This window comes from Nocardia concava NBRC 100430 (assembly GCF_000308815.1).
GTDB lineage: Bacteria > Actinomycetota > Actinomycetes > Mycobacteriales > Mycobacteriaceae > Nocardia > Nocardia concava.
On the sequence record NZ_BAFX01000054.1, the window covers coordinates 12,388 to 31,994 of the forward strand.

Here is a 19,607-nt window from a genome sequence, read left to right on the forward strand (position 1 = left end):
CGGACTGTGACATTCCCGCCGAATCTACCGGTCAGCGTCGCGGCGTCCGCGTCGCAGCAGCCAGGCGGCCGCCGCGGCGGCGAGGGCCGTGGCGATCTGAACGGCTTCGGAGAGGCGAACCGCGCGGCGCAGGTCGGGGACGCGCGGGACCGGGCCGTCGCCGAGGGTGGGCCGCATCTCCACGCCGTGGCGGTATTCGGTCTTGCCGCCGAGCATCACGCCGAGCGCACCCGCCATCGACGCTTCCGCCACACCGGCATTGGGACTCGGATGCTTCGCCGCATCGCGCCGCCAGGCCCGCCACGCATCCGCGGGCCGCCCGCCTACCACGGGAGCCAATGCGACGGTGATCAATCCGCTGACCCGCGCCGGAACCAGATTCGCCACATCATCGGTCCGCGCGGCCGCCCACCCGAACCGCCCGTACCGCTCGTTCCGATACCCCACCATCGCATCCAACGTGTTCACCGCCCGATACGCCAACAACCCCGGCACCCCCGCAACCGCCCCCCAAACCAGCGGCGCCACAGTCGCATCCGAGGTGTTCTCCGCAATCGACTCCACCGCGGCCCGCGCCAGCCCATCCGCATCCAGCAAATTCGGATCCCGCCCACACAACGACGGCAACAACTCCCGCGCCCCCTCGATATCCCCCGCCTCCAACCGATCCGCCATCTCCCGCCCGGTCCGCGCCAGCGTCGTCCCACCGAGCACGGTCCAGGTAGCCGCAGCCGTCAACACCACGTCGCCCAGCCTCAGGCCGACTGCGCCGGGCCCCCGGCCGATCGCGCGATCGCCCTCGATCCCCGTGCACCGCCGCGCGGTCCGCCCGCTCGTACTCCGCCGCCCCACCATTCGCCGAGCCGCGATCCCGAGCCCTGCCACCGCTCCAACCAGTACGACTTCGTGAACCACCCCGGCGGCCCGGCTGTCGCGATAGGTGAACTCCTCCACCTTCATCGCCGCCGACCCGAATCCAGCCACCGGATGCCCGCGCCGTGGATCCCCGAACACCCGGTCCATCGCGAACCCGAGCACCAGTCCAGCCGCCGCAGCAGTCCCCATACGCACCCGCCGAGGCTATCCGACCCGCATGTTTCGCCGAGTGGCACATCTTGGAGGCGAGATTAGGGAGCTTTCGGACATTTCCCCTCCAGGATGTGCCACTCGATGGAGCTGGCGTCGTGGTGGCGGGTCGCGTCAGCGGCGGGTGCCGCCGTAGCGGTCGGCCAAGCGGGCCTCATTGGCGGTCGGCTTGCGGGTGGGGGCGGGGTCGTTGGGCCTCGTTGTGGTTGCGGGGGAGGCGGATTCGGGGGTGGCCGGGCCGTTCGGGGTGGGTGTGCTGTCTGGTCGGTCGGAGGCAACCGGCGTGACAGAGCTGTCGGGCTGAGGTGTGCTCGGCTCGGTGTCGGCGGCCGGGTTGGTGGCCGAGGCTGGTTCGGGTGTGGCTTCGGCCTTTTCGCGGCGGCGGGCTCGGATTTCGGCCCAGACGAAGTAGCCGAGGCCCAAGGGGGCCATTACGCCGAAGGCGAGCCATTGGAGGCCGTAGGAGAGGTAGGGGCCTGCGTCGAGTTGGGGGAGGGGGTCGGGGGTGAAGGCGCCGGGCTGGTTGGCCTCCAGCTGCAGGTAGCCGCCCAGGCCGTCGGTGGGGATGGGGGTGAGGGGGAGGCCGAGGACCGTGGATTCCTGCTGGGTGTCGGTCGAATAGACCTGGCGGTAGCCGTCTTCCGTGGTGGGGGGTTTCTTCTCGATGATGCCTTCGGACGCGCGGACTCGGGCCTCGAGGTGTTGGGGGCCGGTCGGGGGCGCGGGGATGGCGGGCGGGTGGGTGCCGCCCTCGGCGGCGGCGATCTGGCCGCGGTCGACGAGCAGGGTCTGACCGTCGTCGAGGCGGAAGGCGGCGAGGACGGTGTAGGCGGGCTGGCCGTCGAGGTGGCGCAGGCGCACGAGGACGGTCGAGTCGGGGACGTAGGTGCCGTTCGCGGTGACGCGTCGCCATTCGGTGTTCTTGCCGGTGCCAGACAGCATGGTGGTGACGTCGACCGGGTCGGCCTTCACCGAATTGCTGATCCGGTCATTGCGTTCGGAGGTGCGGGTGTTCTTGCCCAGCTGCCAGGGGGCCAGGATCGAGAAACACAGGTACGCGAATCCTGCCACCACGACAGCGAGGATCACCCAGCTCGGCCGCAGCAAGAACGTCAGGCGCCGCAGCCACGAAGTCTTCGAGCTCATGCGGTGCGGCCCCCGGTCTCCTCGGTCTCCCCGAGTTGCTCGCGCACCCAGTCCAGCAGTCCCGGCATGGCGGCCTCGATCTGCTCGCGCACCAATGCGAAATCGGACTGATCCCCGTAGTACGGATCCGGCACCGACCGCCCGGTGGCGTGCGGATCGAAACTCCGCAACAGCCGCCGCCGATCCGACGGCACCCCCATCCGCGCCAGATCCCGCTCATGCCCGGTATCGAGCGCGACGAGCAGATCGGCATCCCGATGGTCGGGCCCGATCACCGCCGCCGCATGCCCGGTCGAATACCCGTGCGCCCGCAGCTCCTTGTTGGTCCGAGAGTCGGCCTCGTCCCCGACATGCCAACTTCCGGTCCCAGCGCTGCTCACCCGCACCCGATCCGCCAACCCCGCGCGCTCCAGATGCGCGGCGAAGATCTTCTCGGCCATCGGGGACCGGCAGATATTGCCGGTGCAGATGAAGGTCACATGCAGGTCGCCCACGACAGCCATTCTGGCCGGTGGCCGAGTGCGGCGGCCACGTAGGGTGGACGGCTGTGCTGGATGACACCGGGTTCGAGGGTTTCGACCATGCCAGGCTGCGGCATCACGGGGACGTGGAGGCGCGGCCGGGGATGGTCGACTTCGCGGTGAACGTTCAGGGGAGTGCGCCGCCGGAGTGGTTGCGGGAGCGGTTGGCGGGGCGGCTGGGGGAGCTCGGGCGGTATCCGGGGGAAGCGGATGTGCGGGCCGCGCGGGCGGCGGTGGCGGCTCGGCACGGGCGGTCGATCGACGAGGTGCTGTTGCTGGCGGGGGTCGCGGAGGGGTTCGCGATGCTGCCGCGGCTGGGGTCGGAGCTGGCGGCGGTGATCCATCCGTCCTTCACCGAGCCGGAGCTGGCGTTGCGGGAGGGCAGGGTGCCGGTGACGCGGGTGATTCTGGAGCCGCCGTACACGCTGGATGGGGTTCGGATTCCCGAGCGGGCCGATCTGGTGGTGGTGGGCAATCCCACCAATCCGACGTCGGTTCTGCATGGGGCCGAGAGCATTCGGGCGCTGCGGCGGCCGGGGCGGATCGTGGTGGTGGACGAGGCGTTCGCGGATGCGGTGCCTGGGGAGGCGGAATCGCTTGCGGGGGAGAGTCTTCCGGACGTGCTGGTGTTCCGGAGTCTCACCAAGACGTGGGCGCTGGCCGGATTGCGGTGCGGGTATGTGCTGGGTGCGCCCGAGGTGCTGGCGCGGCTGAATCACGGTCGCGCGCACTGGCCGTTGGGGACGTTGCAGCTGGAAGCCATTGCGGCGGTGAGTGAACCGGCGGCCGTCGCCGAGGCGCGGCGCAAGGCCGAGGTCATCGCGGCCGATCGCGCGGCCATGATTCCGCGGCTGCGGGATCTCGGCATCGAGGTGCACGAGCCCGCTCACGGGCCGTTCCTGCTGATCCGGGTGCCGGATGCCGAATTGTTGCGAAAGAAGCTCGCCGACAAGGGGATCGCGGTGCGGCGCGGTGATACGTTCCCCGGATTGGAGACGGGCTTCCTGCGCGTGGCGGTGCGTCCGGCGGCGGAGGTTGATCGGCTCGTCGAGGCGGTGCGCGAGGTCGGGTTGTGACGCGGTCTGGACGGCTGTGACGTGGTTGGGGTTTCAGGGGCAACGCCCTGAGAGCTCCGAGAGTTGGTAACTCAGGCGAGGAGGTTGGGTTGTGGTGACGACGGTGCGGTTGGCGGATCTCATCGCGGCGATGGATGCGGCGTACCCGCCCAAGCTGGCCGAATCCTGGGATTCGGTCGGGCTCGTATGCGGTGACCCCGACGAGAAGGTGTCGCGGGTGCTGTTCGCGGTCGACGCCACCGAGGCGGTCGTGACCGAGGCCATCGAATGGGGTGCGCAGGCGCTGATCGTGCACCACCCGTTGCTGCTGCGCGGCGTGGATACCGTCGCGGCCAGCACGCCGAAAGGCGCTCTGCTGCACCGGCTCATCCGCTCCGGCTGCGCCTTGTTCACCGCACACACCAACGCCGACTCCGCCGATCCCGGCGTCTCGGATGCGCTGGCGCACACCATCGGACTGACCGTCACCGGCCCGCTGGACCCGAAACCCCTGACCGCACTGGACAAGTGGGTAGTGGCGGTCCCGATCACGCACAGCGGTGAGGTCCTCGACGCTCTGTTCGCGGCCGGAGCCGGAACCAGCGCGAACTACTCCGACGCCGCCTGGACGGTCGCGGGCACCTCCCAATTCCGCCCGCTCGACGGCGCGAACCCGGCCCTCGGCGCACCCGGTGAACTGCACGAGGTCGCGGAGGACCGCCTCGAAGTAGTCGCCCCGCCCTCCCGCCGCGCCGCGATCCTGGCCGCCCTGCGCGCCTCCCACCCCTACGAGGAACCCGCCTACCACGTCACCGAACGCGCGACCCTGCCCTCGGCCCTGGGCATCGGCCGCGTCGGCGAACTCCCCGCCCCGGAATCCTTGCGCGCGTTCACCGCCCGCGTCCGCGCCGCCCTCCCCACCACCACCTGGGGCGTCCGCGCCGCGGGTGATCCCGACCGCGTCATCCGCACCGTCGCCGTCTGCGGCGGCGCGGGAGATTCCTTCCTGGGCAAGGTCTCCCGCCTAGGTGTCGACGCCTACGTCACCTCCGACCTGCGCCACCACCCCGCCGACGAACACCTCCGCGCGGGTGGCCCGGCCCTCATCGACGCCGCCCACTGGGCCACCGAGTTCCCCTGGTGTGGCCAGGCCGACATTGTGGTCCGCACCGCACTTCCCGGCCTCGAAACCCGCGTCTCCACCCTGCGAACCGACCCCTGGACCCTCGGCGCGGCCGACGGCCACTGACCATCGCGAGCGAATGCCCAGCTCGACGCCGCGTTGGCAAATTGCGCCCGCCGATGCGGGTACGGTGGGAGTCTTGAGTGCTCTCCCTGCCACTAGGGGTTCCAGGGCTTGCCCTGACGAGTCTCGAGAGTTTGAACCGTCCATAGCGTCCAGGAGACCCTCGCGTTGAATGCCGAACCATCGATCCAGGCCAAGCTGCTCGACCTCGCCGCCGTCGACGCCGAGCTGACGCGGATCGAGCATCGCCGCAAGGTGCTGCCCGAGCAGCAGGAGGTGGCGCGGCTGGAGGGCGAGCGCACCACTCGCAAGGACGCGGCGGTGAAGGTCGAGATCCAGATGGACGATCTGGACCGCGACATCCGCAAGCTGGAATCCGAGATCGAGGCCGTCCGCAAGCGTGAGGAACGCGACCGCGGCATGCTCACCTCCGGCTCGGTCGGCGCCAAGCAGCTCTCCGAACTGCAGCACGAGCTGGGCAGCCTGGAACGCCGCCGCAAGGTGCTCGAGGATGATCTGCTCGAGGTGATGGAGCGCCGCGAGGCCGCCGCCGCCGACCACGATCACGCCGGCGCCAACCTGGACAAGGCCGAGGCCGACCTGGTCGACGCCGAACGCCGCCGCGACGAGGCCCTGGCCGATCTGGCCGTCGCCCAGCAGCGCTGCGAATCCGATCGCAAGGCCCTGTCCAACGCCTTCCCCGCCGACCTGCTCGCCGCCTACGACAAGCAGCGCACCCAGTACGGCGTCGGCGCGGCGTTGCTGCAGGCCCGCCGCTGCGGCGCCTGCCGCATCGAACTGGACCGCGGCGAGATCTCCCGCATCACCCAGACCGCCCCCGACGTGGTCGTGCGCTGCCCGGAATGCAGCGCGATCCTGGTGCGCACCAAGCACTCCGGGCTCTGACCGCACGGCGGGCAGACAGAGCGGACCCGGCGGGCCGAAAAGGGTGGCCGCGGCGGGCCGATACGGCGGCCGTGCGGCCGTGGTGCACGATAAGGCTGGCGTTTGGCCATGCCGCGGCGACGGCCGGGCTACGAGCGGCGTTCCGGATGAACACGGAAGGTGAACAGCGTTGGTGGACATGGTGATCGTCGAGGCTGACGGTGGCTCCCGGGGGAATCCGGGGCCGGCCGGATACGGTGCGGTGGTTTATGACGCCGACCATGTGCGGGTGCTGGCGGAGCGGCGTGAGTATCTTGGGGTCACCACCAACAATGTCGCCGAATACCGTGGTTTGATCGCGGGGTTGGAGGCGGCGGCCGAGCTGGGGGCGCGCGAGGTCGCGGTGCGGATGGACTCCAAGCTGGTGGTGGAGCAGATGTCCGGGCGCTGGAAGGTCAAGCACGAGAGCATGATTCCGCTCGCCGATCGGGCGCGGCGGCTGGTGGCCGGATTCGATCGGGTGAGCTTCACCTGGATTCCGCGCAAGGAGAACAAGCACGCGGACAAGCTCGCCAACGAGGCCATGGATGACGCGGGCACGGTGGCCGAGGTGCGCGACGCGCTCGCGGCGGAGACCGCGGCGATGGAGGCGGAGTTGGCCGGATCGACCGGCACGCCCGACCTGCGCGGTGTGCTGGCGCCGGAGATCGCGGCGATGGAGGTGGAGCTGACCGGATCCGTCGAGGAGCCCGGGTCCGTCGAGGAGCTGCCCGGGTCCGGTGAGAGCCCGGCCGAATCCGACGAGGCGATCGAGCCGACCGAAGCCGCTGCGGCCGAGACCGTTTCGGCCGCGCCCGGGTGGACCGGGGCGGTGGGGCGGCCGACTCGGTTGCTACTGCTACGGCACGGGCAGACGGAACTTTCTGTGCAGCGCCGCTATTCGGGGCGGGGTAACCCGGCGCTCACCGAACTCGGGCGTGAGCAGGCCGCGAAGGCCGCGAAAATGCTTGCGGCCAAGGGCGGTATCCAGGCCATCGTGTGTTCGCCGCTAGGCCGGGCGAAGGAGACCGCCGAGGCGGCGGGCAAGGCGCTGGGGCTGCCGGTGCGGGTACTGGACGGCCTGATCGAGACGGATTTCGGTGCGTGGGAAGGGATGACCTTCCTGGAGGCCCGCGAGCAGGATCCCGAACTGCACGCGCGCTGGCTGGGTGACCCGTCGGTGCCCGCACCCGGCGGCGAGAGCTTCGATCAGGTGCGGGAGCGCGTCGAGGCCGTGCGCCGGGACCTGGTGGCGCTGTACCCGGGCGCGAATGTGCTTGTGGTCAGCCATGTGACGCCGATCAAGACGATGCTGCAACTGGCGCTGGGCGTGGGTCCGTCGCTGCTGTACCGGCTGCACCTCGATCTCGCCGCGCTGTCCATCGCGGAGTTCTACCCCGACGGGGGCTCCTCGGTGCGCCTGGTGAACGACACCTCCTACCTCTGAGCGACCTCGTCATCCCGGCGTGCTTTTGGCCGGGATCCACTGCCACAGGGTGGATTCCGGCCAAAAGCACGCCGGAATGACGGGCGGGCTGTCAGGGGCGCAGCGTCGCCATCAGGAATTCGGTCTGGTCGTAGACGGCCTTCTCGAACCAGTCGTCGAAGTAGATGTCGAAGTGCCCGATCGGGTAGCGCTTCACCGTGGCGTGCTTGGTGCGCTCGGCGGCCTTCAAAGTCGGGCCGGCCGGGGCCACCGTGTCGTTGTCGCAGATCGCGTACAGCACAGGCGCTTTGATGTCCTTGACATGCCGGACCGGATTGTCGAACAGCGTCGACAGCCCGACGCGCGCGGCCACCTTCGGCCGGTACTGGGTGCTCTCCTCGGCCAGCCGTCCGAATCCGGCGGGGACGTCGGCGGCGCTCATGAGGGCGGAGGAGTGCTTCTTGCCAGCCAGCCGGGCATTGATCGGACGGCGGATGATCGGACCCAGCAACTGGTCGGTGACCGCGATGGTGCCGGTCTTGAACAGGCTCAGCGGCCCCTTCGCCAGGGCGGAGGCGCGGCCGCTGGTGAACGGGCACTGCGCCACCACCGCCGCGATGTAATGGTCGTCGGGCGCGACCGCCAGTACATGGCCGCCGCCGAAGGAACTGCCCCACAACGCGATCCGCGTGGCATCGATACCGCGAATGGTGCGCGCGAACGCGATCGCGGAATGCCAGTCCTCGCGCTGCTTGGCGATATTGATCACCTGTCGCGGCTCACCGCCGCTGGCCCCGAAATGCCGGTAATCGAAGGCCAGCGCCGCCATCCCGGCCGACGCGAACCGCCGGGCATAGCGATCCAATCCCATTTCCCGGTCCGCCCCCAGCCCGTGACCCATGACCACCAGCGGGCGCGGCTTGGGCGGTCCATCCGGGAGATACAGCCATGCGGCACACTGCTCGCCACCCGAAGGGAACCCCACCTCGACACGCTCCATGGCCCATTACCGTACCCTGGTGGCCGCGGACGAGTCGGTCGGGCGGCCGCGGCGAAGGGAACGGGGCACGGATGTGCCGCAGCCCGTCGCCGAGGAAAGTCCGGACTCCGGAGAGCAGGGCGGTTGTTAACGGCAACCCGGGGTGACCCGCGGGACAGTGCCACAGAAAACAAACCGCCGGTGGGCCGCACTTCGCGAGAAGTGCACCGCCGGTAAGGGTGAAACGGTGCGGTAAGAGCGCACCAGCGCGCCGGGTGACCGGTGCGGCTAGGTAAACCCCGCCCGGAGCAAGGTCGAAGGTCGGACTCGTGAGAGTGCGACTGCGCAGGTGTCCGAGGGCTGCTCGCCCGAGCCTGCGGGTGGACCGCTCGAGGCACCCGGCAACGGTGTGTCCAGATGGATGGTCGCCACCCCGCGTTTCGACGCCGGGGACAGGATCCGGCTTACAGACCGACTCGTCCGCCCAGTACGCCTGGAGAGTTGCTCAACTCTCGAAACTCTCAGGGGCGAGCCCCTGAAACCCCAATGGGGAGGGGGCACAGGGGCAAGCCCCTGAAACCCAAGGGGCGTGGCACGGGGCAAGCCATGAACCCCCAAAGCTCTGCGACGTGGCCCGTCGCGCTAATCGATGTTGCGGGGTTGTTATCTCGCCGCAGGGGCGATCTTTCGGGTGCATGATGGAGCTACACCATCGGATTTCCGGTGGCGCGGAAATACTTTCGCGGAGTGAACAATGGATGTTCTGTATCTGTTGATCGGCTGGCTGGCGGCGATTGTCGTGATCGCCGGGGTGGCGCTGGCTTCGGGGGTTCGGGTGGTCGCCCAGTACGAGCGCGGGGTGGTTTTGCGGCTCGGGAGAGTGCGGGCGGTGCGGGAGCCGGGGATGCGGGTGCTGATCCCGGGGGTGGACAAGATGCAGAAGGTGTCCATGCGGGTGGTCACCATGCCGGTGCCGGCGCAGGAGGGGATCACGCGGGACAACGTCACCGTTCGAGTGGATGCCGTGGTGTACTTCCGGGTCGTCGATCCGGTGCGGGCCATCATCGAGGTGCAGGATTATCTGTTCGCGGTGGCGCAGGTGGCGCAGACTTCGTTGCGGTCCATCATCGGTAAGAGCGAACTCGATGATCTGCTGTCGAATCGCGAGCAGCTCAACAAGGGCCTCGAATTGATGATCGACAGCCCGGCGTTGAACTGGGGCGTGCACATCGATCGCGTGGAGATCAAGGATGTGGCGCTGCCGGATGCGTTGAAGCGCTCCATGTCTCGCCAGGCCGAGGCCGAGCGGGAGCGGCGGGCGCGCGTCATCTCCGCCGAGGGCGAACTGCAGGCCTCGGCGAAACTGGCTCAGGCGGCGGCGAATATGTCCGAGGCCCCGGCGGCATTGCAGCTGCGATTCCTCGAGACTGTGGTTCAGGTTGCGGCGGAGAAGAATTCGACGCTGGTGCTGCCGTTCCCGGTGGAGCTGCTCAGATTCCTGGAGCGCGGCGGCAACCATCCGCAGGCCGGGCAGACGACCTTCGGGCAGCCCGCGAATTCCGGTGACGCTGCGAGTTCCGAGCCGGCCGCGCTGACCGGGCAGGCCGCGATGCCGGATCAGCCCGCCACCCTCGACCCCAAGGCCGTCCATGAACTCATGGCGACTCTGGCACAGCCCGCCATCCAGGAGGCGCTCGCCGAACTGGAGCGGCGCGGCGGCGAGCAGGCGCTGCCGGATTCCGGCAAGCGCGATGCGCTCACCGCGCCCGAGAACCCGACTGCGGCCGGGACGCAAGGGGCGCAACGAAAGACGAACGCGTCGGGAGAGCTCGGCGCGGGCTAGGAGTCGGCGCGGCGCGGGCACCGGGCCCGGGCGCGACCGGCGGATTGAAGATGAGGAAGAAAGTCATGGCGGGTCTGGTTCAGCCGGCGGCGATCGTGGTCCTGTTCGCGATCGCGTACGGATTCAAGTTCTTCAGCGCCAAGTTCCCGGGCGGCTTGCGCGGCGAGTAGGAACGAGACCGGGGCGGACGAGCGGCGTGACAGACACCGCTCGTCCTACCCGTGCGTAGACCCCGCGGTTGGATGAGAATTGCGGCGCGCCACCTTGCGTGTATCGGCGCGGCTCGGCGTGTCGAGCGGGTTATCTGCTCCGAACTGGCACCGAACGTGATCGACGTCATAAAGTGTTGCGCGTTGGAAAGTTCCGTTGCGGTCCGCAACGGGCGAAGGGCTCAACAAACGTCGGAAAGCAGGTCTCGTCTAAATGCGAATTGCTCGCAAACTGGCAGTGGGTGCGCTTCTTGCCGCTGCCGCTTCCGTTTCGGTTGTGCTGGGTTCCGGGTCCGCCTCCGCGGTCGCGGTGACCCCGCTGCCGGGTGGGGTGCAGGTGGATCTCACTCCGGCGGATACCGCTTGGGTGGCTCAGAACCATTTCGGTCAGGTCATCGCGGGCCTGCCGCACCCCTCGGCCGCTTCCTTCGGTGAAGCGCTGGATTCGGCGGCGGCGTTGTCGTCGCAGTATCCGGATGGCCGGGTGGTGTTCACCGTGTACGGTCCGTTCAACGAGCTGAACGGAACCATGCTGGCCCTCCAGTAGGGCTAGCCTTTCGCGGTGGAACTGCATCAGCGGATCGTCTCGGCGCCGGTGGACTTCGGCGCTGTCCGAACCGAATTCGGATTGGCCTCGGACTATCCCTCCGAGGCCGTCTCGGAAGCCCGCGACGCGGCGGACGCGTTCGCGGGTGCCCGAGTCGACCGGCGTGAGATTCCGCTGGTCACCATCGATCCCCCGGGCGCCATGGATCTGGATCAGGCCTTGTGCCTGACGCGCACCGAGAGTGGATTCCTCCTCTACTACGCCATCGCCGATGTGGCCGCCCTCGTCGTCCCCGACAGCGCGCTGGCCCGCGAATCCCTGGCCCGCGGCCAGACCTTCTACTTTCCCGACGGCACGGTCCCGCTGCACCCGCCGGTGCTGTCCGAGGACCGTGCGAGCCTGCTGCCCGACGTGGATCGGCCCGCCGCGCTGTGGACCATCGAATGCGATGCGAACGCGGTGCCGCTGCGCTACTCGGTGACCCGCGCCCTGGTCCGCTCCCGCGCCCGACTCGACTACTCCGGTGTGCAGGCCGATACCGACGCCGGTCGCCTGCACCCCTCCATTGCGGCACTGCCCGACTTCGGTCGCCTGCGCATCGAGGCCGGAATTCGACGTGGCGCGATCACCTTGCGTCTGCCCGCCCAGACCGTTATCCGTGACGACGAGCAAACGGGTATCGATCATTGGCAATTGGCGATCGAACCGCGCACCGAAGCCGACGATTGGAATGAACAGGTCTCCCTGCTGACCGGCATGTGCGCGGCCCGAATCATGCTCGATGGCAATAACTCGAACGGCTCCGGCAACCATGCGCACGGCGGCGAGAATCCCGCGCATGTGGGTTTGCTGCGCACCATGCCGCCGCCCGCACCCGCCGCCATCGAGTCCATGCGCCGCACCGCCACGGCTGTCGGCGTGACGTGGCCCGCCGATGAATCCGCGGGCCGCATGCTCGCGGCGCTGGACTGCAACACACCTGCCGCACTGGTCCTCATGTCCGAGGCGACCGGCCTGCTGCGCGGCGCCTCCTACACCATCCTCGACGGCCAGGCGCCGGATACCTTGCAGCACAGCGCGATCGGCGCTCCCTACGCGCACGTCACCGCGCCGCTGCGCCGCCTGGCCGACCGCTACGCCACCGAGATCTGCCTGGCCCACTGCGCGAACACCGAAGTCCCGCAATGGGTTCGCGACGGCCTCGTCCCCGTGGTCGACACCATGCGCCGCACCGACGCCCTCGCCGGCAAGGTGGAACGCGCCTGCGTGGACCTCACCGAGGCCACCATCCTGTCCCCGCGCGTGGGCACCGACTTCGACGCGGTCGTCCTGCGCGAGGCCAATGGCACCCGCCCGGCCGAGATCTTCATCGACACCCCGCCGGTCCTGGCCAAATGCACGGGTGGCCCGCCCGAGGGCCAGCACGTCAAGGTCCGCCTCGATGTCTCCGACCCCGCCACCCGTACAGTCACTTTCAGCTATCCGCCGGAGCAGCAGTAGGGGAGTCATGGCGATTCAGCGAATGGACAACGTCCTCATCGTGGTCGAGGACCTCGACGCGGTCATCGCCTTCTTCGTCGAACTGGGCATGGAACTGGAAGGACGGAGCCCCGCCGAGGGCGCCTGGGTGGAACGCATCATCGCCCTCGACGACGTCCGCCAGGAGATCGCCATGCTCCGCACCCCGGACGGGCACGGCAAGATCGAACTGGCGATGTTCCACAACCCCAAGCCGATCCGGCCGGACCCCGCGCCCGCCCCGGTGAACACCCTCGGCCTCCGCCGAATCATGTTCGCCGTCGACGACATCGACGACACCATCGCGCGTCTGCGTTCCCACGGCGCCGAATTGGTCGGCGAGGTCGAGCAATACGAGCACCTCTTCCGCCTCTGTTACCTGCGCGGCCCGGAAGACATCATCGTCGGCCTTGCGGAACAGCTCAGCTGAGGGCCCGCCCGCAATCAGTGCTCGCAGAGGGAGAATTCGCGTTCGTAGAGGGCTTCGTTGTGTTCGGTGATGAAGAACTTGCGTTCGTGCATCAGTTCTTCGCGGAAGGATTTGGCCTGGTCGAGGGTCATGGTGGAGGCGGGGGACCAGGGCTGCTGGGGTGGGATGTCGGAGGTGGAGGGGATTCTCACCGACGGGTCGATCAGGAAGAAGGCCAGGATCTTTCGATGGCCCGGACGCGTCGGGTCGGCCAGGCGGAAGGGGGAGACGCGGTGCTGGAGGATATTCGGGAAGGCGAGGCAGCGGCCCGCGGAGGTTCGGACCGAACCCAGTACCTGGTTCAAGGGGTCCTCGTCTGATATCCCGTAGACGTCCCGCATGCCGGTGCTGTCGTTCTGTTCGTAGTCGGGGTCGTCGATGGCGGCGCGGAAACTCAGTTGGCTGTCGGTGATGTTGTCGGTGTCCCAGTAGTAGATCGCGGTGGACACGATGCGTTCGTTCATCATTCCCTCGACATGCCAGCTGCCGCCCGGATATTCGGGGTTGTCGGGGGTGAGGTGGATGTTGGCCAGTTTGACGATCACCTGGAGAGGTCGGGCGCGGAGGTCGACGCGGGTGGAGTCGTCGGGACCGGGCGGCGGAGTGAAGTCGGGGGCGTCGGGGACCACGGGTCGGCGGTTCTCCCACCAGTCGTCGAGGGCTTCCTCGTAGGCGTCCTGGGCCGCCTGGGCGGCTTCTTCATCCTCATCGCCGTCCTCGTCGGTGGGCTCCTGCGGCTCGTCGACGTACCAGGAGTAGGGATCGGGCGTGATTCGCAGGGGGCGTGGGTGGCGCAGATCGGTGAGTACGTTCTCGAACAGCGGCCGCATACGGGTGAAGAGCAGCGGGAGGAGAGCTTCCAGGTCGCGGTGGATCTCGGGGTGGACGTTGTTTACGTAGGAAAGGAAAGCGGCATTGCCGTCGGCGTCGACCTCGACATCGGTGGGCAGCCACTGGAACTTCTCCGAAACCGCATACCGCGCATCGTCTTTGCCCGCCTGCGGCCAGGCCGAATCGTCGATCCCGCTGACCCCGCGCACAAGGCAGAACAGCGACGGATGCACCAAATCCAACACCCGCCCCTCCGACCCCGGATGCCAATCCCGCTCGCCCTCGGGCACCTCCTCCAACCCCCGAACCGCCTCCCGCAGCCGACCCCTCAACTCCTCCTCGATCAAGCTGTCCGACTGCCACACCCCGTCCACGGCCGCCACCTCGATCCCCGTCCCCGCATCCCGCAGCGAGGCGTAATACTCCAATTCCGCCAGCACATAACGAATCTGAGCCTCGGTCAGCCCCTGCTCACCCGCCTCCCGAGTCCACCGGGCGACGACCTCCCCATCCCGCATCTTCTCGACCCACCGCGCCTTCGTCCGAATCTCACCACTCAGCCGCATCATCTCCAACTCCCGCAACGTCCGCACCGGCGCAACCGGCACCCGATGAGCAGCAAGAAAAGGCAGAGGAAACGCAGTCAAATAAATCATTCCTTCTCAAAGCGGCAGTTCGCGTATCTCACAGAAACTCTCATCGCCGTGTCCCGCTCGAACAGATCCTGGAACTACCGCAATTCTATTGGGGGACACCGACAGAAAGCGGGGGTCAGGCGGGGGTGTCGGTGCGGCGGGCTCGGCGGGTGGAGACGGAGGTGAAGGTTTCTCGGTCGGCTAGGAAGCCCTCGAGGGCGAAGGTGGCGGCGCCCAGGCTGGAGGGGTTGTGGGGGAGGGTGTCCAGTTCGAGGGTTACGGCGGAGAAGGGGGCGGACATGGCGTGGTGGGAGGCGGAGCGGCGGGTGGAATCGAGGAGGGGGGCGCCTAGTTGGCGGGCTACGTGGTCGCCGAAGACCATGCGGCGGGGGTTGAAGAGGTTGACCAGGTTGGCTATGGCTACGCCGAGATAGTGGCCGGTTTTTTCGATTACGGCGGTGGCCACCTGGTCGCCGTGGGCGGCGGCCGCGGCGATGGCGGCGATGGTGGTGGCGTCGTCGTCTGCCAGAAGTGTGCTGGTGGGGTCGAATTCGCGGAGGGTGGCGGTGATGCCGGGGGCGCTGACGTAGGCCTCTACGCAGCCGTTGCGGCCGCAGGAGCAGGGGCGGCCGTCGAGGACGAGGTTGGTGTGGCCCCATTCGCCGGCGCTGTTGGTGACGCCGCGGTAGAGCATGCCGTCGATGACGACGCCGATGCCGACGCCGGCGCGGAGGGTGACGACGATCAGGTCGTCGACGTCGCGGCCCGCGCCGAACCAGAGTTGGGCCGCCGTACTGGCTTTCAGCGGATTGTCCAGGTAGAGCGGGTGGGGCAGGCGTTGTTCGAGCAGGGTTTTCAAAGGGACGTCGTGCCAGTGCCAATACGGTGAGAAGACCGACTTTCCGGTCTCGGGCTCGACCAGGCCGGGGACGCTGAGGCCGATGCCCAGCACCTTTTCGGCATCGCCCGCGATCACCTCGTCGATACCGCGCACGATCAACTCCACGATGTCATCGGGCGTGGTTGCCGCGGGATCGACCGGGATCTCGCTGGACCGCAGCACCGTCATGGTGAGATCGAAAACGTCCACGTGGATACTGGTTTCGGCGATATCGACGCCGATCAGCCGCCCGCGCTCCGGATTGATGGCGAGCTGGGCACGCGGCCGACCGATCCCGGCCGCCTCGTAGCCGAGTTCGGCGAGCACACCCACCTCGAGTAGCTCGGCGATCATATTGCCGACCGTCGCGAACGACAGTCCGGTCGCTGCGGCAATCTCCTGGCGACTGGTATGACCAGCCGCCGCGTACACCGCCTGCAGCACGCAGAATCTGTTGCGGCGCCTGATATCCCGCGCGGTCAGCTGGTACACGGCCCCGCCCACTCCTTCCATCCGTTGCCGCGAAGATACCGGAGCCCTCCGCGAGATGACTTCTGCCAACAGTATTTACAACAGTTATAAGAAGTCCTACTGTAACCGGCATCACTACCGAATGCCTACTGTGTGGCAGATCACCTAGGAGTGCTCATGTCCTGGACCCACCGACGCCGATGGACCAGCGCGCTGATATGCGGAGCCGCTGTCGCGCTGGCCGCGACGGCCTGCTCGTCGGGCAAGGATTCCGGCTCGAACAATGCTGGCCCACAGCATGAATCGGGCACGGTCAGCCTCGTCTACGCCCAGAAGCAGGGCGATCAGGAGTACTTCATCGGTGAGGCCGACGGAGCCAAGGCCAAGGCCAAGGAGCTCGGCGTCGACCTGAAGGTGGTCAACCTCGGTAATGACGCCAACAAGGCGGTCACCGAGGTGCAGAACGCGGTGAACCAGAAGGCCAATGGCGTCATCGTGGTCGTCCCGGATCCCTCGGTCGGCCCGCAGGTGGCGACGCTCGCCAAGTCGGGCGGCCTGGCCCTGCTCACCTCCGACGATCAGGTCTGCACCAACGGTCCGGACCCGTCCTCATGCGCCAAGGACAATCTGGTGCCGCGCGTCGGATTCAGCGGCACCCAAATGGGAACCGAGGTCGGCACCCGCGCCGGGCAGGACTTCAAGAAGCTGGGCTGGAAGCCGGAGGAGACCGCCATCGTCGACGCCTGGAAGCAGGACGTCACGGTGTGCACCGACCGGGTGAAGGCGAATCAGAAGGCGTTCAAGGAGGCTTCGGGCGCGGACGTGAAGGTGATCGAGGTCGGCACCGACAACACGCCGTCGGATGCGCAGAACAAGATCTCCGCGACGGTCGCGGGCAATCGGTCGGTGAAGAACTGGATCGTCATGGGCTGCAATGACGAGAACGTCAGCGGCGGCGTCGCGGCCATCCAGAACGCCGGCTACGCGGCCGACAATGTGCTCGGCGTCGGCCTCGGCGCGTACCTGGCCTGCAAGGAATGGCGCGGCGGCAAGCCGACCGGCTTCAAGGCGGCGCTGTTCATCAATGGCAAGGACGTCGGCGCGCTGGCCGTGCAGACCATGTACGACTTCCTGAAGAACGGAAAGTCCATGCCCACCGAGGCATTCGCCCCCACCAAGATGGTGGACGCGAGCAACTGGCAGCAGGCGGGCGTCACGTGCAGTTGACGGGACTGCGGGTCTCCGGGCTCACCAAGGGTTTCGCGGGCGTGCCCGCGCTGCGCGAGGTGAGCCTGGACTTCCCAGCCGGAATGGTGACCGCGCTCATGGGGGAGAACGGCGCGGGGAAATCCACGCTCATCAAGATCCTCGGCGGTGACCATCGGCCCGACGGCGGCCGCATCGAACTCGACGGTGCGGCACTGGAATTCGCGAGTCCCGCGGATGCCCGGGCGGCGGGGATCCGGGTGATCGCGCAGGAACCGGAGATCGTGCCGCACGTGTCGGTGGCCGAGAACGTGTACCTCGGTGCGCTGCCGCGGCGTGCGGGTCGCATGCTGGATCGTGCGGCGCTGCGGGAGCGGGTGCGGGCGGATCTGGTCCGGCTCGGCTTCGACCGGGATCTGGATCCGGACACGATCGGGTCGAAATTGACCGCGGCGCAACGGCAGTTGGTGGAGATCATGCGGGCGCTGACCACCGATGCGAAGGTCATCGCGTTCGACGAGCCGACCTCGTCGCTGTCGGATCACGAGACCGAATCGCTGTTCGCGCTGATCGGGCGGCTGCGCGATCGCGGGCTCGCGGTGATCTACGTGTCCCACCGGATGCGCGAGATCTTCCAGCTGGCCGATCGCGTCGCCGTGCTGCGCGACGGCGCGCTGGTCGGCGTGCGCGACACCGCCGACACCGACGATCAGGAGATCGTCCGCATGATGGTCGGCCGCGATCTCTCGACGGTGTTCGCGCGCAAGCATTCCGAGCTCGGGCGGGTGCTGCTCGAAGTGGACCACGTCACGACCGACGATGTTCGTGACGTGAGTCTGCGCGTGCACGCGGGCGAGGTGGTGGCGCTGGCCGGACTGGTCGGCGCGGGCCGCTCCGAGCTGGCGGGCGCGCTCGCGGGCGATCTGCCGATCCGCTCCGGCGAGGTGCGGGTGGACCGCAAGCGGGTGCGGTTGCGCCAGCCGCGCGACGCGGTGCGCGCCGGAATGGGTTACGCGCCGGAGGAACGCAAGGCACAGGCGCTGCTGCTGCATCGCGGTGTGCGCGACAATATCTCGCTCGCCATGCTGGATCGGCTGCGGCGCTGGAGGTTCGTGCGCCGCGGCGCGGAACGGAAGCTGGCCTTGCAGTACGTCGAATCCCTGCGGGTGCGAACGCCTTCCATCGAGCAGGAGGTGCGCAAGCTCTCCGGCGGCAATCAGCAGAAGGTGGTGCTGGCGCGCTGGCTGGCCCGCAAGCCGACCGTGCTCATTCTCGACGAGCCCACGCGCGGCGTCGATGTCGGCGCGAAGATCGAGATCTACCACGTCATCGAGGAATTGGCCGAGTCCGGGGTGGCGGTGCTGGTGATCTCCTCGGAACTGCCCGAAGTCCTCGGCCTGGCCGACCGCATCGTCGTCATGCAGCAGGGCCGCGTCACCGGCGAACTGGACCGCGCCGACGCCAGCGAGGAGGCGATCCTCGCCCTGGCCATGGCCGACGACCTGACCGCGCAGCGCGCCTGAGCGCTGTCTCATTGAGGAATCCCATGACCGACCAAAGAATCGAAATCAGCTCGGAGGCAGCGGTTTCCGCGCCGCCCCCGGCATTCGCCCGCTATCTGAGCGGTGTGACGGCACTGACCCCGCGCAAGGTGATCCGGGCCGTCGGCACCGGCAATCTCAGCCTGATCGGCGCGCTGGTGGTGATCGTGGCCATCTTCGCCTGGCTCAACGACGGCTACCTCGACCCCCGCAATATCGCCGGAATCGGTGACGCGGTAACGGTTTTCGGACTGCTCGCCGTCGTGCAGACCGTGGTGATCATCTGTGGCGCGCTGGACATCTCGGTCGGCTCGCAAGCCGGTGTCGCATCGGTGATCAGCGCCATGGCGTTCACCTCGGCATCGGGCAACGCCTTCGTCGGCATTCTCGCCGCGGTCGGCGTCGGGCTGGTGCTGGGCCTGGTCAACGGCGTGATCATCGTCTACGGCCGGGTCAATCCCGTGATCGCCACGCTGGCCACCCTGGCCGCGTACAAGGGCCTGGCCCAGCTGATTTCGGGCGGCAAGGCGCAGGGCTTCGTCCTCGACAACGACGTGTTCATCTTCCTGGCGCGCGGCAAGATCCTCGGCCTCCCGGTGCCCGTGGTCGTCCTCGCCCTGGTCGCCTTGGGTGTCCACGTACTGCTGAAGTACACCGATATCGGCCGCAACATCTACGCCATCGGCGGGAACGACACGGCCGCACGCCTTTCCGGCATCAACATCAATAAGTACCTGATCGCCGTCTATATGCTGGCGGGCGTGGTGGCCGCCATCGCGGGCATCATCCTCACCGCCCGCACCGGCTCCGGCCAGCCCGTCTCCGGCAGCGAAGGCCTCGAACTCAAGGCGATCACCGCCGCGGCGCTGGGCGGCTGCGCCCTCAAGGGCGGCAAGGGCACCGTCGGCGGCACCCTCCTGGCGGTCATCCTCCTCGGCGCCCTCGACAACGGCCTGAACGTGGTCGGCGTCAACACCTTCTGGCAGAACGTGGCCCAGGGCTCCCTCCTCGTGGCCGCCGTAGTGATCCAACAACGCCGCAGCGGCGAACGCGCCGTAGGCCTCCCCACTTAAC

At 68.2% G+C, this 19,607-nt stretch carries 16 protein-coding genes, 1 other RNA gene and 1 pseudogene; 12 read left to right on the top strand and 6 right to left on the bottom strand.

The genetic code is table 11. The features are described 5' to 3' along the window. Nucleotides 1-24 precede the first annotated feature (24 nt). From ON43_RS11040 to ON43_RS11050, 3 genes are all read right to left on the bottom strand, one after another. The gene (locus tag ON43_RS11040; protein WP_040806500.1) at nucleotides 25-1,065 is read right to left on the bottom strand and encodes a cobalamin biosynthesis protein; all 1,041 of its coding nucleotides are present in this window, start codon (nucleotides 1,063-1,065) and stop codon (nucleotides 25-27) included. A gap of 135 nt (nucleotides 1,066-1,200) precedes the next feature. Further along, nucleotides 1,201-2,211, bottom strand: a complete 1,011-nt coding sequence (locus ON43_RS11045) for an SURF1 family cytochrome oxidase biogenesis protein (RefSeq protein WP_040806556.1) — start codon at nucleotides 2,209-2,211, stop codon at nucleotides 1,201-1,203. Nucleotides 2,212-2,228: 17 nt separating this feature from the next. Then, the gene (locus ON43_RS11050) at nucleotides 2,229-2,735 is read right to left on the bottom strand and encodes a low molecular weight protein-tyrosine-phosphatase (RefSeq protein WP_040806502.1); all 507 of its coding nucleotides are present in this window, start codon (nucleotides 2,733-2,735) and stop codon (nucleotides 2,229-2,231) included. 44 nt (nucleotides 2,736-2,779) lie between these two features. Between ON43_RS11050 and cobC the strand changes: the two genes are divergently transcribed. From cobC to ON43_RS11070, 4 genes are all read left to right on the top strand, one after another. Beyond that, nucleotides 2,780-3,829, top strand: coding sequence for an Rv2231c family histidinol phosphate aminotransferase CobC (cobC, locus tag ON43_RS11055; RefSeq protein WP_051178275.1), 1,050 nt, complete (start codon nucleotides 2,780-2,782; stop codon nucleotides 3,827-3,829). Between the two features lie 94 nt (nucleotides 3,830-3,923). Continuing rightward, nucleotides 3,924-5,057 carry a Nif3-like dinuclear metal center hexameric protein gene (locus ON43_RS11060; protein ID WP_040806562.1) on the top strand — a complete coding sequence of 378 codons (1,134 nt, stop codon included), beginning with the start codon at nucleotides 3,924-3,926 and terminating at the stop codon, nucleotides 5,055-5,057. Nucleotides 5,058-5,222: 165 nt separating this feature from the next. Further along, nucleotides 5,223-5,960 (top strand): zinc ribbon domain-containing protein, encoded by a 738-nt coding sequence (locus ON43_RS11065; protein ID WP_040806504.1) that lies wholly within the window; start codon nucleotides 5,223-5,225, stop codon nucleotides 5,958-5,960. 172 nt (nucleotides 5,961-6,132) lie between these two features. Continuing rightward, nucleotides 6,133-7,425 (top strand): bifunctional RNase H/acid phosphatase, encoded by a 1,293-nt coding sequence (locus ON43_RS11070; RefSeq protein WP_373283437.1) that lies wholly within the window; start codon nucleotides 6,133-6,135, stop codon nucleotides 7,423-7,425. Nucleotides 7,426-7,516: 91 nt separating this feature from the next. Here the strand turns inward: ON43_RS11070 and ON43_RS11075 are convergent, their stop codons facing one another. Beyond that, nucleotides 7,517-8,404: an alpha/beta hydrolase gene (locus ON43_RS11075; protein ID WP_040806508.1), complete on the bottom strand. Its 888-nt coding sequence runs from the start codon at nucleotides 8,402-8,404 to the stop codon at nucleotides 7,517-7,519. Between the two features lie 30 nt (nucleotides 8,405-8,434). On the opposite strand from ON43_RS11075, the gene rnpB reads away from it, so the two are divergent. From rnpB to ON43_RS11095, 5 genes and pseudogenes are all read left to right on the top strand, one after another. Beyond that, nucleotides 8,435-8,866, top strand: an RNA gene (gene rnpB, locus ON43_RS42380) — RNase P RNA component class A. Nucleotides 8,867-9,137: 271 nt separating this feature from the next. Then, nucleotides 9,138-9,911 (top strand): annotated as a pseudogene (locus tag ON43_RS11080) (SPFH domain-containing protein); the annotation flags it as partial. Nucleotides 9,912-10,712: 801 nt separating this feature from the next. Continuing rightward, entirely contained in the window at nucleotides 10,713-10,982 is a 270-nt protein-coding gene (locus ON43_RS11085; RefSeq protein ID WP_245568542.1) for a hypothetical protein, read from the top strand. Between the two features lie 15 nt (nucleotides 10,983-10,997). After that, nucleotides 10,998-12,482 (top strand): RNB domain-containing ribonuclease, encoded by a 1,485-nt coding sequence (locus ON43_RS11090; RefSeq protein ID WP_040806510.1) that lies wholly within the window; start codon nucleotides 10,998-11,000, stop codon nucleotides 12,480-12,482. 7 nt (nucleotides 12,483-12,489) lie between these two features. Continuing rightward, the gene (locus ON43_RS11095; protein ID WP_040806511.1) at nucleotides 12,490-12,930 is read left to right on the top strand and encodes a VOC family protein; all 441 of its coding nucleotides are present in this window, start codon (nucleotides 12,490-12,492) and stop codon (nucleotides 12,928-12,930) included. 14 nt (nucleotides 12,931-12,944) lie between these two features. Here the strand turns inward: ON43_RS11095 and ON43_RS11100 are convergent, their stop codons facing one another. Together ON43_RS11100 and ON43_RS11105 are read right to left on the bottom strand one after the other, a co-directional pair. Beyond that, nucleotides 12,945-14,456 (bottom strand): DUF4246 domain-containing protein, encoded by a 1,512-nt coding sequence (locus ON43_RS11100; RefSeq protein ID WP_083913318.1) that lies wholly within the window; start codon nucleotides 14,454-14,456, stop codon nucleotides 12,945-12,947. A 115-nt stretch (nucleotides 14,457-14,571) separates the two neighbouring features. Next, nucleotides 14,572-15,807, bottom strand: coding sequence for an ROK family protein (locus ON43_RS11105; RefSeq protein ID WP_083913325.1), 1,236 nt, complete (start codon nucleotides 15,805-15,807; stop codon nucleotides 14,572-14,574). A gap of 156 nt (nucleotides 15,808-15,963) precedes the next feature. Here ON43_RS11105 and ON43_RS11110 point away from each other — a divergent pair, with 156 nt between their 5' ends. The 3 genes from ON43_RS11110 to ON43_RS11120 are packed head-to-tail and all read left to right on the top strand — an operon-like array spanning nucleotide 15,964 to nucleotide 19,606. Then, complete coding sequence (locus tag ON43_RS11110; RefSeq protein ID WP_086007928.1) at nucleotides 15,964-17,013, top strand: substrate-binding domain-containing protein; 1,050 nt, start codon at nucleotides 15,964-15,966, stop codon at nucleotides 17,011-17,013. After that, the gene (locus tag ON43_RS11115; protein ID WP_040806513.1) at nucleotides 17,004-18,515 is read left to right on the top strand and encodes a sugar ABC transporter ATP-binding protein; all 1,512 of its coding nucleotides are present in this window, start codon (nucleotides 17,004-17,006) and stop codon (nucleotides 18,513-18,515) included. The genes ON43_RS11110 and ON43_RS11115 overlap by 10 nt, the downstream gene beginning before the upstream one ends. A gap of 23 nt (nucleotides 18,516-18,538) precedes the next feature. Then, a complete protein-coding gene (locus tag ON43_RS11120; protein ID WP_083913319.1) occupies nucleotides 18,539-19,606 on the top strand; it encodes an ABC transporter permease in 1,068 nt (355 codons plus the stop codon). Nucleotide 19,607: the final 1 nt, after the last annotated feature.

What these genes read in the sequence shown, in the direction of transcription:
- ON43_RS11120 (WP_083913319.1), top strand. Translation starts at nt 18,539, where the DNA reads ATGACCGACCAAAGAATCGAAATCAGCTCGGAGGCAGCGGTTTCCGCG.
- ON43_RS11075 (WP_040806508.1), bottom strand. Translation starts at nt 8,404, where the DNA reads ATGGAGCGTGTCGAGGTGGGGTTCCCTTCGGGTGGCGAGCAGTGTGCC.
- ON43_RS11050 (WP_040806502.1), bottom strand. Translation starts at nt 2,735, where the DNA reads ATGGCTGTCGTGGGCGACCTGCATGTGACCTTCATCTGCACCGGCAAT.
- ON43_RS11095 (WP_040806511.1), top strand. Translation starts at nt 12,490, where the DNA reads ATGGCGATTCAGCGAATGGACAACGTCCTCATCGTGGTCGAGGACCTC.
- ON43_RS11100 (WP_083913318.1), bottom strand. Translation starts at nt 14,456, where the DNA reads ATGATTTATTTGACTGCGTTTCCTCTGCCTTTTCTTGCTGCTCATCGG.
- ON43_RS11040 (WP_040806500.1), bottom strand. Translation starts at nt 1,065, where the DNA reads ATGGGGACTGCTGCGGCGGCTGGACTGGTGCTCGGGTTCGCGATGGAC.
- ON43_RS11110 (WP_086007928.1), top strand. Translation starts at nt 15,964, where the DNA reads ATGTCCTGGACCCACCGACGCCGATGGACCAGCGCGCTGATATGCGGA.